At 66.5% G+C, this 13,951-nt stretch carries 14 protein-coding genes; 12 read left to right on the top strand and 2 right to left on the bottom strand.

What is annotated here, in order from left to right; all coding sequences use genetic code 11:
• Window positions 1-147: 147 nt before the first annotated feature.
• The 3 genes from ypfJ to HTY61_RS10270 all read left to right on the top strand — a co-directional run bounded on the left by ypfJ (window position 148) and on the right by HTY61_RS10270 (window position 2,461).
• The gene (ypfJ, locus tag HTY61_RS10280; RefSeq protein ID WP_175276702.1) at window positions 148-1,077 is read left to right on the top strand and encodes a KPN_02809 family neutral zinc metallopeptidase; all 930 of its coding nucleotides are present in this window, start codon (window positions 148-150) and stop codon (window positions 1,075-1,077) included.
• Window positions 1,078-1,089: 12 nt separating this feature from the next.
• A complete protein-coding gene (locus tag HTY61_RS10275) occupies window positions 1,090-1,752 on the top strand; it encodes a DUF2161 domain-containing phosphodiesterase (RefSeq protein WP_175276701.1) in 663 nt (220 codons plus the stop codon).
• Between the two features lie 82 nt (window positions 1,753-1,834).
• Entirely contained in the window at window positions 1,835-2,461 is a 627-nt protein-coding gene (locus HTY61_RS10270; RefSeq protein ID WP_175276700.1) for a DUF2937 family protein, read from the top strand.
• Here HTY61_RS10270 and HTY61_RS10265 read toward each other — a convergent pair whose 3' ends face one another.
• Both HTY61_RS10265 and carA read right to left on the bottom strand, forming a co-directional pair.
• Entirely contained in the window at window positions 2,462-3,784 is a 1,323-nt protein-coding gene (locus HTY61_RS10265; RefSeq protein WP_175276699.1) for a mechanosensitive ion channel family protein, read from the bottom strand.
• Between the two features lie 47 nt (window positions 3,785-3,831).
• The gene (gene carA, locus HTY61_RS10260) at window positions 3,832-5,064 is read right to left on the bottom strand and encodes a glutamine-hydrolyzing carbamoyl-phosphate synthase small subunit (RefSeq protein ID WP_175276698.1); all 1,233 of its coding nucleotides are present in this window, start codon (window positions 5,062-5,064) and stop codon (window positions 3,832-3,834) included.
• Between the two features lie 280 nt (window positions 5,065-5,344).
• Between carA and HTY61_RS10255 the strand changes: the two genes are divergently transcribed.
• From HTY61_RS10255 to HTY61_RS10215, 9 genes are all read left to right on the top strand, one after another.
• Complete coding sequence (locus tag HTY61_RS10255) at window positions 5,345-5,797, top strand: GatB/YqeY domain-containing protein (protein WP_175276697.1); 453 nt, start codon at window positions 5,345-5,347, stop codon at window positions 5,795-5,797.
• Window positions 5,798-5,962: 165 nt separating this feature from the next.
• Window positions 5,963-6,292, top strand: a complete 330-nt coding sequence (locus HTY61_RS10250; protein ID WP_210268606.1) for a PilZ domain-containing protein — start codon at window positions 5,963-5,965, stop codon at window positions 6,290-6,292.
• A 124-nt stretch (window positions 6,293-6,416) separates the two neighbouring features.
• A complete protein-coding gene (dnaG, locus tag HTY61_RS10245) occupies window positions 6,417-8,360 on the top strand; it encodes a DNA primase (RefSeq protein ID WP_175276695.1) in 1,944 nt (647 codons plus the stop codon).
• Between the two features lie 288 nt (window positions 8,361-8,648).
• Window positions 8,649-10,682, top strand: a complete 2,034-nt coding sequence (rpoD, locus tag HTY61_RS10240) for an RNA polymerase sigma factor RpoD (protein WP_175276694.1) — start codon at window positions 8,649-8,651, stop codon at window positions 10,680-10,682.
• Between the two features lie 10 nt (window positions 10,683-10,692).
• Window positions 10,693-10,956, top strand: a complete 264-nt coding sequence (locus HTY61_RS10235; protein ID WP_175276693.1) for a DUF4160 domain-containing protein — start codon at window positions 10,693-10,695, stop codon at window positions 10,954-10,956.
• Window positions 10,957-11,229, top strand: coding sequence for a DUF2442 domain-containing protein (locus HTY61_RS10230; protein ID WP_197945301.1), 273 nt, complete (start codon window positions 10,957-10,959; stop codon window positions 11,227-11,229).
• A gap of 104 nt (window positions 11,230-11,333) precedes the next feature.
• The gene (locus HTY61_RS10225) at window positions 11,334-12,131 is read left to right on the top strand and encodes a DUF930 domain-containing protein (RefSeq protein ID WP_175276692.1); all 798 of its coding nucleotides are present in this window, start codon (window positions 11,334-11,336) and stop codon (window positions 12,129-12,131) included.
• A gap of 96 nt (window positions 12,132-12,227) precedes the next feature.
• Complete coding sequence (locus tag HTY61_RS10220) at window positions 12,228-12,461, top strand: RND transporter (protein ID WP_175276691.1); 234 nt, start codon at window positions 12,228-12,230, stop codon at window positions 12,459-12,461.
• Window positions 12,462-12,622: 161 nt separating this feature from the next.
• Window positions 12,623-13,627 carry a hypothetical protein gene (locus HTY61_RS10215; protein WP_175276690.1) on the top strand — a complete coding sequence of 335 codons (1,005 nt, stop codon included), beginning with the start codon at window positions 12,623-12,625 and terminating at the stop codon, window positions 13,625-13,627.
• Window positions 13,628-13,951 lie beyond the last annotated feature (324 nt).

Here is a 13,951-nt window from a genome sequence, read left to right as displayed (position 1 = left end):
TGTAACCCCCCGCGGGCGGATTTCGGTGAAAATTCTCGCGTTTCCCCGCGTCGCCGCCGCGTGGTGCCGGGAGCGCGAAGCGCATCGCGCCTTGCGGCTTCCGGTGCCATGCTGCATTGATTGCCATGCAACACGAGGAGAATCGTCATGCGCTGGGAAGGCCGCCGCCAGAGTTCGAATGTCGAGGACCGGCGCGGCCAGCGCACAGGGAGAACCGCGGGCTACCGGCCCCGGACGCGCGTGCGCATTCCGTCCTCCGGGCGCACCGTGCGCACCGGGGGAGGCGGTATCGGCGGCATCGTCATGCTGGTGATCCTGTTTTTCGTGCTGCGCTCCTGCGGCATCGACCCGCTGGCGATCCTTGCCGGCAGCGGCGGTTCTCTCGGCCCATCCATCCCGCAGACGCAGACAACCCGCGCCCCCTCCGGCCCGGTGCGCGACGACGAGACCACCCGCTTCGTCACCACCATTCTCGCCGAGACCGAGGATGTCTGGGGCGGCATATTCGAGGCCAATGGCCGCGATTATCCCGAGCCGACCCTGGTGCTGTTCGAGGGCCAGGTATCCTCCGCCTGCGGTTTCGCCAGCGCGGCATCCGGCCCGTTCTACTGCCCCGGCGATTCGAAGGTCTATATCGACCTGTCCTTCTACGACGAGCTGGCCCGCCGTTTCGGCGCGTCCGGCGATTTCGCCCAGGCCTATGTGCTCGCCCACGAGGTCGGCCACCACGTCCAGAACGTCGTCGGTGTCTTGCCGCAGTTCAACCGCATGCGCCGTGGCATGAGCCAGGCGGAAGCCAATGCACTGTCCGTGCGCGTGGAGCTTCAGGCCGACTGTTTCGCCGGCATATGGGGCCACTACACGGCGCAGAGGGGGCTGCTGGAGGCCGGCGACCTCGAGGAGGCGCTCAACGCGGCGACGCAGATCGGCGACGACGCGATCCAGAAGCGGACACAGGGCTATGTCGTGCCCGACTCCTTCAACCACGGCACCTCCGCCCAGCGCCGCGAATGGTTCTCCCGCGGCTTCGAGTCCGGCAGGCTGGATGATTGCGACACCTTCAACAACCCGGTTTGACGCCGGAGCGCGATGAAGCCGAAGGAAACCGACCTCTATCCCCCGGTCAAGAAGCTGCTCGAGGGCCAGGGCTACGAGGTGAAGTCCGAGGTCGGCCCGGCCGATGTCTTTGCCGTGCGCGGCGACGAGCCGCCCGTCATCGTCGAGCTGAAGACCGGCTTCACCCTGTCGCTGTTCCACCAGGCCGTCGACCGGCTCGCGATCACCGACTCCGTCTATGTCGCCGTGCCGCGCGGCAGGGGCAGGGCGTTCCTGTCGTCGCTGCGCGCCAACATGAAGCTCTGCCGCCGTCTCGGCCTCGGCCTGATCACCGTCCGGATGGATGATGGCTTCTGCGAGGTCCACCTCGATCCCGGCCCCTTCTCGCCGCGAAAAAGCAAGGTGAAAACAACGCGTTTGCTGCGCGAGTTCGCCCGTCGCGTCGGCGATCCCAACCAGGGCGGAACCAACCGCACCACCATAGTCACGGCCTACCGGCAGGATGCCATGCGCGTCGCTTCGTGGCTTGCGCAGAACGGCCCCGCAAAGGCCGCCGAGGTGGCGAAGGCGACCGGCGTGGAGCGCGCCCGCGCCATCATGGCCGACGATCACTATGGCTGGTTCGAGCGTGTCGAGCGCGGCATCTACCGGCTCAGCCCGAAGGGCCGGCAGGCGGCGGAACTCCCGCCGCTCTAGTGTCGCGGCGTCCACATGCAACCGTTCCGCGCATCGCCCCTGCGGTGTTATGATAGGATCGGATTGGCAAGGGGAGGTGCAATTGGCCTGGATCGCGCGCACGCTCGTACTGGCGACCGGCATTGCCGGCGGCGTTGTGACGTCGCAGGCGCCGGAATTCGCCCAGCAATACCGGCAGCGCCTGGGCGGCGCCCTGCAGGAACTGCGCGTGGTCGTCGAGGCGTTCGACGCCGATGCGTCGCGCAGCGGCCTGGGGCGGGCCGAGGCGCTGGCAGCCTATCGCGCCTCTGCCGACGATTTCCTGCGCGATCGCGGCGTTTCCATCGCCCGGACGATCGCCCGCTATGACAGCCTGCGGCTCCAGGCGGCGCGTTTCGAGACCTGGCCCGAGGCGCTTCGTCCGGCGATCCTGGCCGGGGAGGTCGATGCCGATCTTGTCCGCGGCACGTGGCGCGATTTCCGCCCCGGCGTTCCCGTGACAGTGTCCGGCGCGATCTGGGCGGCGGTCGGGTTCCTGCTCGGCCTGCTGCTTGCCCGCGGCGCGGGCGCGGCGGGCAGGGGCATTGCCGGTCCGGCCCGCCGTCGCGGCGTCCCGGCCACCCGCCAGGGCATTGCCGCCCATGCTGCCGTCGCGTCGGGAAGCGCGCCCGAGGTCGTGCCCGATCCCGACGGCCCGGTGGTCGACGATGGCCGCCACGTCAGGCACTGATCAGTCCGTCGGCCCGTCCTTCTTCTGCACCACCTCAACCGGCGAGCGCATGATGATCTCCCGGTGAGGGAAGGGGATGGCGATGCCGGCCGCCTTGAAGGCGTCCCACAATGCCAGCAGCACCTGGCCGCGAATGTTGGTCAGCCCGTTCTGCGGATCGGCGATCCAGAACCGCAGCCTGAAGTCGAGCGAGGACGCGCCGAACGCGGTCATCCAGCAGACCGGTTTCCTGAGCTCCACCACGCGGTCCACTCCCTGCGCCGCCTCGATGGCGATCCGCGCCACCTCGTGCGGATCGCTGTCGTAGGAGACGCCGAAATCCACGTCGAGACGGATGAAGTTGTCGGAGAACGACCAGTTGACGACCTGGTGCGTGATGAAATCCTCGTTCGGGATCAGGTATTCGCGCCCGTCGCGGGTGATCACCGAGACGAAGCGGGAGCGCAATTCGCGGATCCAGCCGAACGTGTCGCCCAGCTCGATCGTGTCGCCCGGCTTGATCGACTTGTCGGACAGGATGATGACGCCGGAGACGAAGTTCGAGACCACTTTCTGCAGTCCGAAGCCCAGCCCGACGCCGACCGCGCCCGAGAAGATCGTCAGCGCGGTCAGGTCGACGCCGATCGCGTTCAGCGCGATCACGCCCGCCAGAACGGTCAGGGCGATCCGCGTCACCTTGCCGGCCAGCACCTTGAACGATGGCGACAGCTCGCTGGACGCGGAGATCCGGTTGTCGATGAAGCTGGCGGCCAGGTGCGCCGCCCACAGCAGGAACACCATGATCGCCGCGGCCTTGACCACGAACAGCGCCGACAGGCGGAACTCGCCGAGATTGACCGCCAGCGCGTCGAGCGCGCCCTCCACCGGCTCCCGCACGTCGAGCACCCCCGTTGCCACGTAGACGAAGACGCACAGCGCCACGAAGCGGGCGATCGTCCGGCTGCGGATGATCCGTGTCAGGACGGAGGCGGCGAGCCACGTGAAGCCGAGCACGAGGGCCAGTGACAGCATGTAGCTGCGGCTCGGCCATGTGCTGGCAAGCACGATCGCGCGCGCCAGGGCGACGAAGAGCAGGAACATCACCCATTCGGTGCGCCGCATGAAGGCGACGATGACGCGCAGCAGGCCGGGATTGCCCTTGATGCGTCGCGCGCGGGTTTCCAGCGCCGGCTCGATCCTGAGCGAGAGCGCGTAGGCAAGCCCGAAACAGGCTGCGATTATGGCAAACTGGTAGAAGGTCCACGGCTGGGCCAGGTAGCCTTGGACACGGTCCGCGAAGGCTGGAAACAGGTCGAGCCAGTCACTCGCTTCGAATGATCCCATCCGGCGAGATTAAACTATCTCGCCGGATATGACGAATATTGGGAGGCTCAGCGCTCCGCCAGTGCCGGCTCGCCGCGCCTTTCGCGGATCAGGTTGATGAAGCGGCGGAACAGGTAGTGGCTGTCCTGCGGGCCGGGGGAGGCCTCCGGGTGGTGCTGAACCGAGAAGACCGGCTTGCCGTCCACCGCGAGGCCGCAATTCGAGCCGTCGAACAGCGACACGTGTGTTTCCGTTACGCCCTCGGGCAGCGAATTGGAGTCCACCGCGAAGCCGTGGTTCATCGACACGATCTCCACCTTGCCGGTCGTGTGGTCCTTGACCGGGTGGTTCGCGCCGTGATGGCCCTGGTGCATCTTCACCGTCTTCGCGCCGAGCGCCAGCGCCAGCATCTGGTGGCCGAGGCAGATGCCGAAGATCGGGATGTCCGTCTCCAGCAATTTCCGGATCGTCGGCACGGCATATTCGCCGGTCGCCTCCGGGTCGCCGGGGCCGTTCGACAGGAATATGCCGTCGGGCTTGTGCGCCAGCACGTCTTCGGCCGTCGCGCTGGCCGGCAGCACCGTCACCTTCGCGCCGAGGCCGGCGAGCAGCCGCAGGATGTTCCGCTTCACGCCGAAATCGAGCGCGACGACATGGATGTCGCTGTCCGACGCCTCGTGTTCGCCGAAGCCCTTGTTCCATTCCCAGGGCGTCTGGTTCCATGTCGAGGACTGGCCGGAGGTCACTTCCCTGGCCAGGTCGAGGCCCACGAGTCCGCCCCATTCCCTTGCCCGTGCCTTCAGGGCCTCGACGTCGAAATTGCCCGCCGGGTCGTGGGCGATGACGGCGTTCGCCACGCCGTGCTCGCGGATATGGGCCGTAAGCGCCCGCGTGTCGATGCCCGAGAGCGCGATCACGCCGCGCGCCTTCAGCCACGCGTCGAGATGGCCCGCGGCGCGGTAGTTGGACGGATCGGTTATGTCGGCCTTGAACACCGCGCCGACCGCGCCGGCCCTCTGCGCCGGGTTGAGATCCTCGATGTCCTCGTCATTGGTGCCGACATTGCCGATATGCGGAAAGGTGAAGGTCACGATCTGGCCGGCATAGGAGGGATCGGTGAGGATTTCCTCGTAGCCGGTGATCGCCGTGTTGAAGCACACTTCCGCCTCGACAGCGCCCGTCGCGCCGAAGCCCTTTCCTTCCAGCACGGTTCCGTCGGCGAGAACGAGAACGGCCGTGGGCTTGTCCACCGTCCAGGCGTCGCCGGTGGCGGGAGTATGCGTCGGAATCGTGTCGGTCATGGATTTCGGTCTCGAAGCTGTGATTGTTCGGGCTCTTGCCGAGGCCGGCCTGTAACACCATATTGGCCGCCTGAAAACACCGCGTCTGCCGGCCGGGTGCCGGGGATGAAGCACGCGGGAAACTGTGCCGCCGAATGTGGCCTTTTCGGGACGAGAGGCCGGTTGCGCTCTGACTATGTTTCTAAAATGCGTTGAAAATCAACAACTTACAAGTTAATGACAGTCTTGCGTCGTATCGTGTTCGGCGCTATGTTCCCGCGACCATCAAGGAGTTGAGACGATGCGCGATGCGATTCAGGCAGCGCTGAAGGAAGCTCAAAAAACTCAGGACAAGACGCGAATATCCACACTGCGCCTCATTTGCGCGGCGGTGAAGGATCGCGATATTGCAAACCGCAGCGCGGGAAAGGATCCGGTTTCCGACGAGGAGATCAGCGAGATCCTGACCAAGATGATGAAGCAGCGCCGCGAGTCCGCCGCCGCCTACGAGCAGGCCGGTCGCCTCGACCTGGCCGAGCAGGAACGGCGGGAGTCCGCGGTCATTCTCGAGCTTCTGCCGAAGCAGATGTGCGAGGAGGAGGTCGAGAAGGCCTGCCAGACCGTCATCAAGGAGACCGGGGCCGAGGGGCTGCGCGACGTCGGCAAGTGCATGTCGACGCTCAAGAAGCGTTTTGCCGGCCAGATGGACTTCTCCAAGGCCAGCGGCGTCGTCAAGTCGATTCTCCAGCAATAGCGCCCGCCCGGCGCCTTCGCGAAGCATTCGGTCCGGCGGCCGGAGTCCCGGCTGGCCGGTTGCGTGTATATGATGTGGCGGAATCGGTTGATCCCGAGCTTGTAGTTAAACGCTTTGTTTGCAAATTTGCGTATGATTCCCTCGACTTGGACAAGTGCGAAGGGGATGGCCGTGCCTCTGCCGAATTACCAGAACCGTTACATGGACCAGCGTTCCGCGACGCGTCACGACGCGCGCATGTTCATCAAGATCCGCAACGGCACCTATGACCAGGGTGCGATGGTGGTCGACATTTCCAGGACCGGGATGGGCGTGGAGATGCATGACACCCGGAACATGCGGATCGGGGACCGCGTCGAGGTCCATTCCGAGAAGCTCGGATTTCTCAACGGGCAGATCCGTTGGGTGCGCGGAAACCGCCTTGGAATTCTTTTCGACATGAATTCCAACAACGCCGCCAAGATCGCGGGCTTTTTCAAGTATTACCACCGCTAGGCGCGCGCCCGTCGCAGGCGCCGGCCTGTGATTAGCGGGGACGCGTGTCCCGCATTTGCGGGCGCATCTTGGCCTTGCCCGATTGTGCTTCTATGGAGGGGTACGATTCCCGCAAAGGCCGTCCATGCGCTTTCCGCAATCCTTTCTCGACGAGATACGCGACCGTGTCCCCATTTCCGACCTGATCGGCAGGCGGGTGACGTGGGACAAGCGCAAGACCAACACGTCGCGCGGCGATTACTGGGCCTGCTGCCCGTTTCACGGCGAGAAGACGCCGAGCTTCCACTGCGAGGACAAGAAGGGCCGCTACCATTGCTTCGGCTGCGGCGTTTCGGGCGACCATTTCCGTTTCCTGACCGAGCTCGACGGCGTGTCCTTTCCGGAGGCCGTGCAGCAGGTTGCCGAGATGGCGGGCGTTCCGATGCCCGAGCGCGATCCCGATGCCGAGCGGCGCGAGAAGGTCCGTGCCACCCTCTACGATGTCATGGAGATGGCCGTTTCCTTCTTCGAGGCGCAGTTGCAGGAGTCGGCGGGTGCGAAGGCGCGCGCCTATCTGCGCGATCGCGGCCTGTCCGGCGTGACGCAGAAGAAGTTCCGCCTGGGCTATGCGCCAGACAGCCGCAACGCGCTGAAGGAGCATCTGGCGGCCAGGAGCGCGACCAAGGACCAGATCGAGGCCTGCGGCCTCGTCGTCTTCGGCGATGATATCGCCGTTTCCTACGACCGTTTCCGCGACCGCATCATGTTCCCGATCGAGGATGCGCGGGGCCGGGTGATCGCCTTCGGCGGGCGGGCGCTCTCGCCCGACGTTCCGGCGAAGTATCTCAACTCGCCCGAGACCGAGCTCTTCCACAAGGGGCGGATTCTCTACAATTTCCGCCGTGCCCGCGAGAATGCCCGCAAGGCCGGAACCATCGTCGCCGTCGAGGGCTACATGGATGTCATCGCGCTCGACCAGGCGGGCATCGACAATGCCGTTGCGCCGCTCGGCACCGCGCTGACGGAGGATCAGCTCGCCCTCCTGTGGCGCGTCACGCCCGAGCCGGTGCTGTGCTTCGACGGCGACAAGGCGGGCGTTCGCGCCGCCTTCCGCTCGCTCGAACTCGCTCTGCCCGGACTGAAGCCCGGCCGTTCGGTCCGCTATGCCCTTCTGCCCGAGGGCAAGGATCCGGACGATCTGGTCAGAAGTGGCGGCGCGGAGGCCTTCGAGTCGGTTCTCGCTGCGGCCAAGCCGCTGGCCGACATGCTCTGGTCGCGCGAGACGACGGGCCGGGTGTTCGACACGCCGGAGCGCCGCGCCGAGCTGGAGAAGCTCCTGCGCGAGGCGACGAACCTGATCCAGGACGAGAGCGTTCGCCGCCACTACAACCAGGCCATGCGCGAGCGCATCAACGCCCATTTCGGCTCGCCGCAGCAGGGCAGGGGCGGCGGTCGTGGTCGCGGCGGCTATGATCGCGGCGGCTACGGCGGGGGCGGCGGGCGCCGCCGCGGCGCCATGGCGGGCGGCCGCCTGGCCATCTCCGAGAGCCTGACCCGCTCGCGCCTGTTGTCGGCGTCGGTCGACGAGATGCCGCTGCGCGAGGCCGCGCTCGTTTCCGCGGTGCTGTGCCATCCGGATCTGCTCGCCGATCATTTCGACGATTTCACCGCGCTGGAACTTGACCATTCGGGTCTCGAGCGCCTGCGCAGTGCCATTCTCGAGGCCTGCGCCACGGGGCGCCCGCGCAGCCGGGCCGAGCTTGTCGAGCATCCCGCGCTTGCTGCCCATGCCGAGACCGTGGCCCGGCTGGATGAGCGGGTCATCCGTACCCGGCTGTGGACGGCGACGGAGAAGGCGGCCTTCGAGGATGCGCAGGAGGGGTTCCGCCAGGCGCTGCACCTGCATCGCCGGTCGCGCGTGCTGCGCCGCGAGTTGCGCGCGGCCGAGGCGGCGCTGGGGCGCGAATCGAGCGAGTTGAATTTCCGCCGCGTTGCCGACATCCGCAACGAGATCGACCGCACGGATTCGCTGGAGGCGCTGGTGGAGGGATTCGGCGTGTCGTCGGGCCGGCCGACCCGCTCCTTCTGATTCGCCGGTTTTTTCGCCGAATCTCGGCGTCAGGCTTGACGTTGCGACGAATCGCGGGAATCAAGGAATTTCGGGCGCGCGCCCGAATTGTGTCAGTCAGGCAACCGTTTTTATGTGGCTTCGTGTTGGATTGGCGCGAAGCGCACCTAAATAGGGGTAATCGGCAATTAACACGCTTCGCCTAAGGCTGGTTCGCGTTGATGACGAATCGGGCAAGTGGCGCATACCGCGGGGGTAGGGCGCCGGCGAGGCCGCGGCTAGTACATCGTCGCCGGAGACTGGGATTTTATGGCAACCAAGACCAAAGAAAAGACCGAAGCTGAAAACGCGCCCGAGCAGGCGCCGGACGGCCCGTTGCTCGACCTGAGCGCGGACAGCGTCAAGAAATTGCTGCGCGTCGCCAAGAAGCGCGGCTATGTCACGATGGACGAGCTGAACGCGGTGCTGCCGTCCGAGGAGGTGACCTCGGAGCAGATCGAGGACACCATGGCGATGCTCTCCGACATGGGCATCAACGTGGTCGAGGACGACGAGGTCGACAGCGACAACGACAACGCGTCCGACGAGGAGAGCGGCTCCACCGAGCTTGCGACGACCGGCGCGACCGCCGTGGCGACGACGGCGAAGAAGAAGGAGCCGACCGACCGCACCGATGACCCCGTGCGCATGTATCTGCGCGAGATGGGCACGGTGGAGCTTCTGTCCCGCGAGGGCGAGATCGCCATCGCCAAGCGCATCGAGGCCGGCCGCGAGACCATGATCGCCGGCCTGTGCGAGTCGCCGCTGACCTTCCAGGCCATCATCATCTGGCGCGAGGAGCTCAACGAGGGGAACATCCTCCTGCGCGACATCATCGACCTTGAGGCGACCTATGCCGGTCCCGAGGCCAAGCAGGCGCCCAAGGTGCCGACGCCCGAGGAGATCGAGCAGGCCAAGAAGGAACGCGAGGAGAAGGAGCGCGCCCTTCGCCGTCCGCGTCGCCAGAGCGATGACGTCACCGATGTCGGTGGCGAGGGCCGCCAGGAAGAGGAGGACGACGACGAGGACGAGGTGAACCTGTCGCTCGCCGCGATGGAGGCCGAGCTGCGTCCGTCCGTCATGGAAACGCTCGACGCCATCGCCTCGACCTATGCCAAGCTGCGCAAGCTGCAGGACCAGCATGTCGAGAGCTCGCTCTCGGACACCGATGCCCTGTCGCCGAGCCAGCAGAAGCGGCTGAAGCAGCTCAAGGACGAGCTGATCACCTATGTGAAGTCGCTGTCCCTCAACAACCAGCGCATCGAGGCGCTGGTCGAGCAGCTCTACTCGATCAACAAGCGCCTCGTGCAGAACGAGGGCAAGCTGCTGCGCCTCGCCGAGAGCTACGGCGTCTCGCGCGAGGAGTTCCTCAAGCAGTACCAGGGCTCGGAGCTCGATCCGAACTGGGTGGACCGCGTTGCCGGCCTGCCGGGCCGCGGCTGGCGCGAATTCGCCAAGGAGGTCGCCACCATCGAGGAACTGCGTTCCGAGATCCAGGAGCTGGCCACCGAAACCGGCATCTCGATCGCCGAGTTCCGCAAGATCGTCAACCAGGTCCAGAAGGGCGAGCGCGAGGCGCGCATCGCCAAGAAGGAGATGGTCGAGGCCAACCTGCGGCTGGTGATTTCGATCGCCAAGAAATACACCAACCGCGGCCTGCAATTCCTTGATTTGATTCAGGAAGGCAACATCGGCCTGATGAAGGCGGTCGACAAGTTCGAGTATCGTCGCGGCTACAAGTTCTCCACCTACGCGACATGGTGGATCCGGCAGGCGATCACCCGCTCGATCGCCGACCAGGCCCGCACCATCCGCATCCCGGTGCACATGATCGAGACGATCAACAAGATCGTCCGCACCTCGCGCCAGATGCTGCACGAGATCGGCCGCGAGCCGACGCCGGAGGAACTGTCCGAGAAGCTGGCCATGCCGCTGGAGAAGGTCCGCAAGGTGCTCAAGATCGCCAAGGAGCCGATCTCGCTGGAGACCCCGGTCGGCGACGAGGAGGATTCGCATCTCGGCGATTTCATCGAGGACAAGAACGCGGTCCTGCCCATCGACGCGGCCATCCAGGCGAACCTGCGCGAGACGACGACCCGCGTGCTCGCCTCGCTGACCCCGCGCGAGGAGCGCGTGCTGCGCATGCGCTTCGGCATCGGCATGAACACCGACCACACGCTGGAGGAAGTCGGCCAGCAGTTCTCGGTGACGCGCGAGCGCATCCGTCAGATCGAGGCCAAGGCCCTGCGCAAGCTCAAGCACCCGAGCCGTTCGCGCAAGCTCAGGAGCTTCCTGGACAGCTAGAACACCCACGATGCCGACGATCTCGATATTCTTCGGCATCGTGATCCAGATGTACTGGCGCGACCACAATCCGCCGCATCTCCATGCGCTGTATCAGGGCCGGGAGGCGTTGTTCGACATTCAGACAGGCGAGGTCATCGGCGGTAGCCTGCCCGACCGGGCCGAACGCATCGTTTCCGAATGGATCGCGCAGCGTCGGCCTGCCTTTGCTGGAAAACTGGGAGCGTGGCAGTCTTCATCTGCCCTTCAACCAGGTGCCGGGAGCAGATGTTGAATGATTGAAGTGGTCAAGGTCGTCGAGGTGAAGCCGAAGCCCGGCTACAAGGCGGATGTGCGCTTTTCCAACGGAGACGGGGGCGAGGCGGATTTCTCCTGGCTCCGGGACGCCGTTGGTCCGATGGTCGAGCCCTTTGCGGACGAGGCCTGGTTCGCCCGCGTGTTTCTCTCGAACGGCGTTTTGACCTGGCCCAACGGCTTCGATGTCGATTCCATCGCACTGCATCGCGAGATGGCGGAGCAGGGGCGCTTGCGGGCGCCGGCCGCCTGACCGCGCCGCGTGTCGTGGCCGGACCGTTTCCCTTCCGTCCTTTTCCCGTTTTCTCCCGGCAATTTGATTTTGCTCCTGCCATGATCGGCGGCTAAGGCCTTCCCATGCACAACACGCAATCCGAACCGGCAGCGGGAAATCTCCGGGGCCTCGTCGCCTCGCTGGCCGCGCATGCCGTTCTGGCGGCGCTGCTGGTCTTCGGCCTGCCCGCGGGCTTTGTGCCGCCCGATCCGCCGGAGGCGGTCGCGGTCGAACTCGTGCCGCCGCCGGAGGAGGAGCCCGCACCGGACGAGCCGCCAGCGGAGGATGAACCGGCCGAAGAACCGCCGCCTGCGGAGGCGGACGCCGTTGCGCGGATCAATGCCCAGCCGATCCAGGTCCTGCGTCCCGTTTTCCGCTTCGGCGAGCGGAATGCCGGTCCGGAAATCGCAGAGGACGGCAACGCGCCGGAGGAGCCCGCCCCCGAGGAGGCCGCCGAAGAGCCGGCACCGGAAGACGCCGTGCCCGGCATCGCCGTTCCCGCCGAAAAGCCGCCGCTCGAACTCGCGCAGGCCCGGACGCTCTTCTCGCGGGCCGTAAGCCGTGATCTCGCGGCCATGGATGCCATGGGCACGCTGACACGCGGCGAGCGCGGCGCCGAGCTTTGCACCACCGAGCTGCGCGAGCAGCTCCGCCATGCCGAGCCGCCCGTGTGGCCCGAACTCCTTCCGGCTTACCGGCTGGGCGAGGGCACGGCGATCGAGGTCCGCGACGGCGCCTTCCGCGCGTCCGGTCAATGGTACGGCCTGAGCTTCCGCTGCGAGGTCGACGCGGATGCCACGCAGGTCGTCGCCTTTGCCTTTTCCGTCGGCGCGGCGATTCCACGCAGCGAATGGGAGGCGAGGGGCTTTCCCGGTTTCTGAGTCCCTGAAATATTCCGATGTGGGAATGTTTGACGTGGCGACCGGCTTGCCATAGGCAGAATCCGACAATCCCCGTTTCGGAGACCTGCCGCTCCCATGCAATCGCTCGCCAGCCTTCTCGACCAGTTGCCCTGGAACATCGTCATCATCGCCTGCCTGACGCTCGGCCTCGCCCCCTTCGTGCCGGAGCCGCACATCTGGGAGAAGCTGAAGATGCTGGCGTCCGGCACGCTGGTGAAGCCGATCGACATCTTCGATTTTCTGATGCATGCCGCGCCCTTCGTCCTCGCCGCCCTCAAGCTGGCGGTGCCGATCCTCGCGGCGAAATAGGCTGAATCGCTTTCTGCACCGTTTCTGACAACCTGCGGGAATGGCTTGCCTTTCCGGTCCGCTGTCCGGCATTGCCGCCATTGCGGCGCGAAACTTGTCCACCTCGCTCCCGCCTCCCTTATCCTTGTCCCGCTGCCGCATGGTGCGGCGTGGAGGGAGCGATGCAGTTCGACTGGGCACTGGCGATAGAGAGGAACCGCAGGGACCTGCTGCGCATATTGCGGGAGTTGTTCGCGCTCGCCGGGCTGGATTTCGAGACGGCTGCCGAACCCGCGTCCGGTCCCCTTGCAGCCCCCGAGGCCGACGCCGCTTCGTTCACCCTTCCCCCAGTCCTCCCGGCCACCCTGCCGCGCTACGCCGTTCTCCACGTCCGCCGCATCCTGCGCTCCGCCGAGGCCGCCGTGCGACGTCTGATCGTCATTGCCGCGCGCGACATCGAGGTGCAGGTCCGCCATGCGCCTGCCTTGAAGCGGAAGGGCGGTGACGAGCCGGTCGCCACGCCAGCGGCGAGCCGACGATCCGGCGAAGCGTCGGCAGGCTCCGAACGGACGGGTGCTTCCACCCCCGTCACCGTCACCATCCGCCCCGAGCCGCCCGCTCCGCCGGAAAAACCGCTTCCCGGCGCCCCGCAGCTCGTCCGCGTGCCGGTCAACCTGGGGCTGGCCAACATCCGCATCATCCCTGATCCCGAACCGGAACCGGAGAAAGAACCCGACGGCCCGGTCCCGCTCGGCCCCATCCCGGCCTTCCCGCTGGTCGATCCGCGCAAGCGTTTCGATTTCGCCCGTCCCCGCAGGCGCCATGCCCGCAGCCGTCCGCGCATCCGCCTGCTGGGCGACAACCCGTTCCCGGTCTACATGCGCCGCCCGCCGGAGCCGGAACCCGACCTACGCCTGCCGGGCGATGACATCCCGGCGGCGACCCTGCTGCGTCGCCTGGTTTCGGCGCGCATGGCGCTGGACAACATCGACCGCGAGGCCCGGCGCCTTGCCCGCCACGAGGCGCGGGTTCGCCACCGCCCGCCGGACAGCCGCCGGGTGATCTACACCGCGCTGCGCCCCGGCCCGCCGCCGGGGCACCGGAAGCGAGGCCGCCACGCCATCGACGAGGTTCTGGGGGAATGCCACCGCGTCGCGGTCTGGGCGGAAAGGGAAGGGCCGCCGTGACGGGGGCGGAAGGTCATCGCCCTTCCGGGAACCCGCGCTTCCGGCCGGAAGCGCGGGCGATGACGCGTGCCCTGGTTCCGCCAAAGGAAAACCCGGCCATCGACCGGGCTCTCCCTCGGCGGGTGCAACGGCTCCCGGGGCATGGTGGCAGTCGCACGGGCCGATTGGGACCCCTCGGCCGCGAATGCCGAGGAGACCTTCGTGGAAACCATCCGGCGCGCCGGCCGCCGGCGCATTGACGCCCGTCAATCGGCCGGTCGAAGACCGGGATCCCCGACGGCTGGTCTCTGCGGCGTTGACACCTCCGCCTTCCCGGCTACGGTT

This window comes from Oricola thermophila (genome assembly GCF_013358405.1).
Lineage (GTDB): Bacteria > Pseudomonadota > Alphaproteobacteria > Rhizobiales > Rhizobiaceae > Oricola > Oricola thermophila.
Note: the sequence above shows the minus strand (reverse complement) of the source record. Positions and strands in the feature narration are given on the sequence as shown.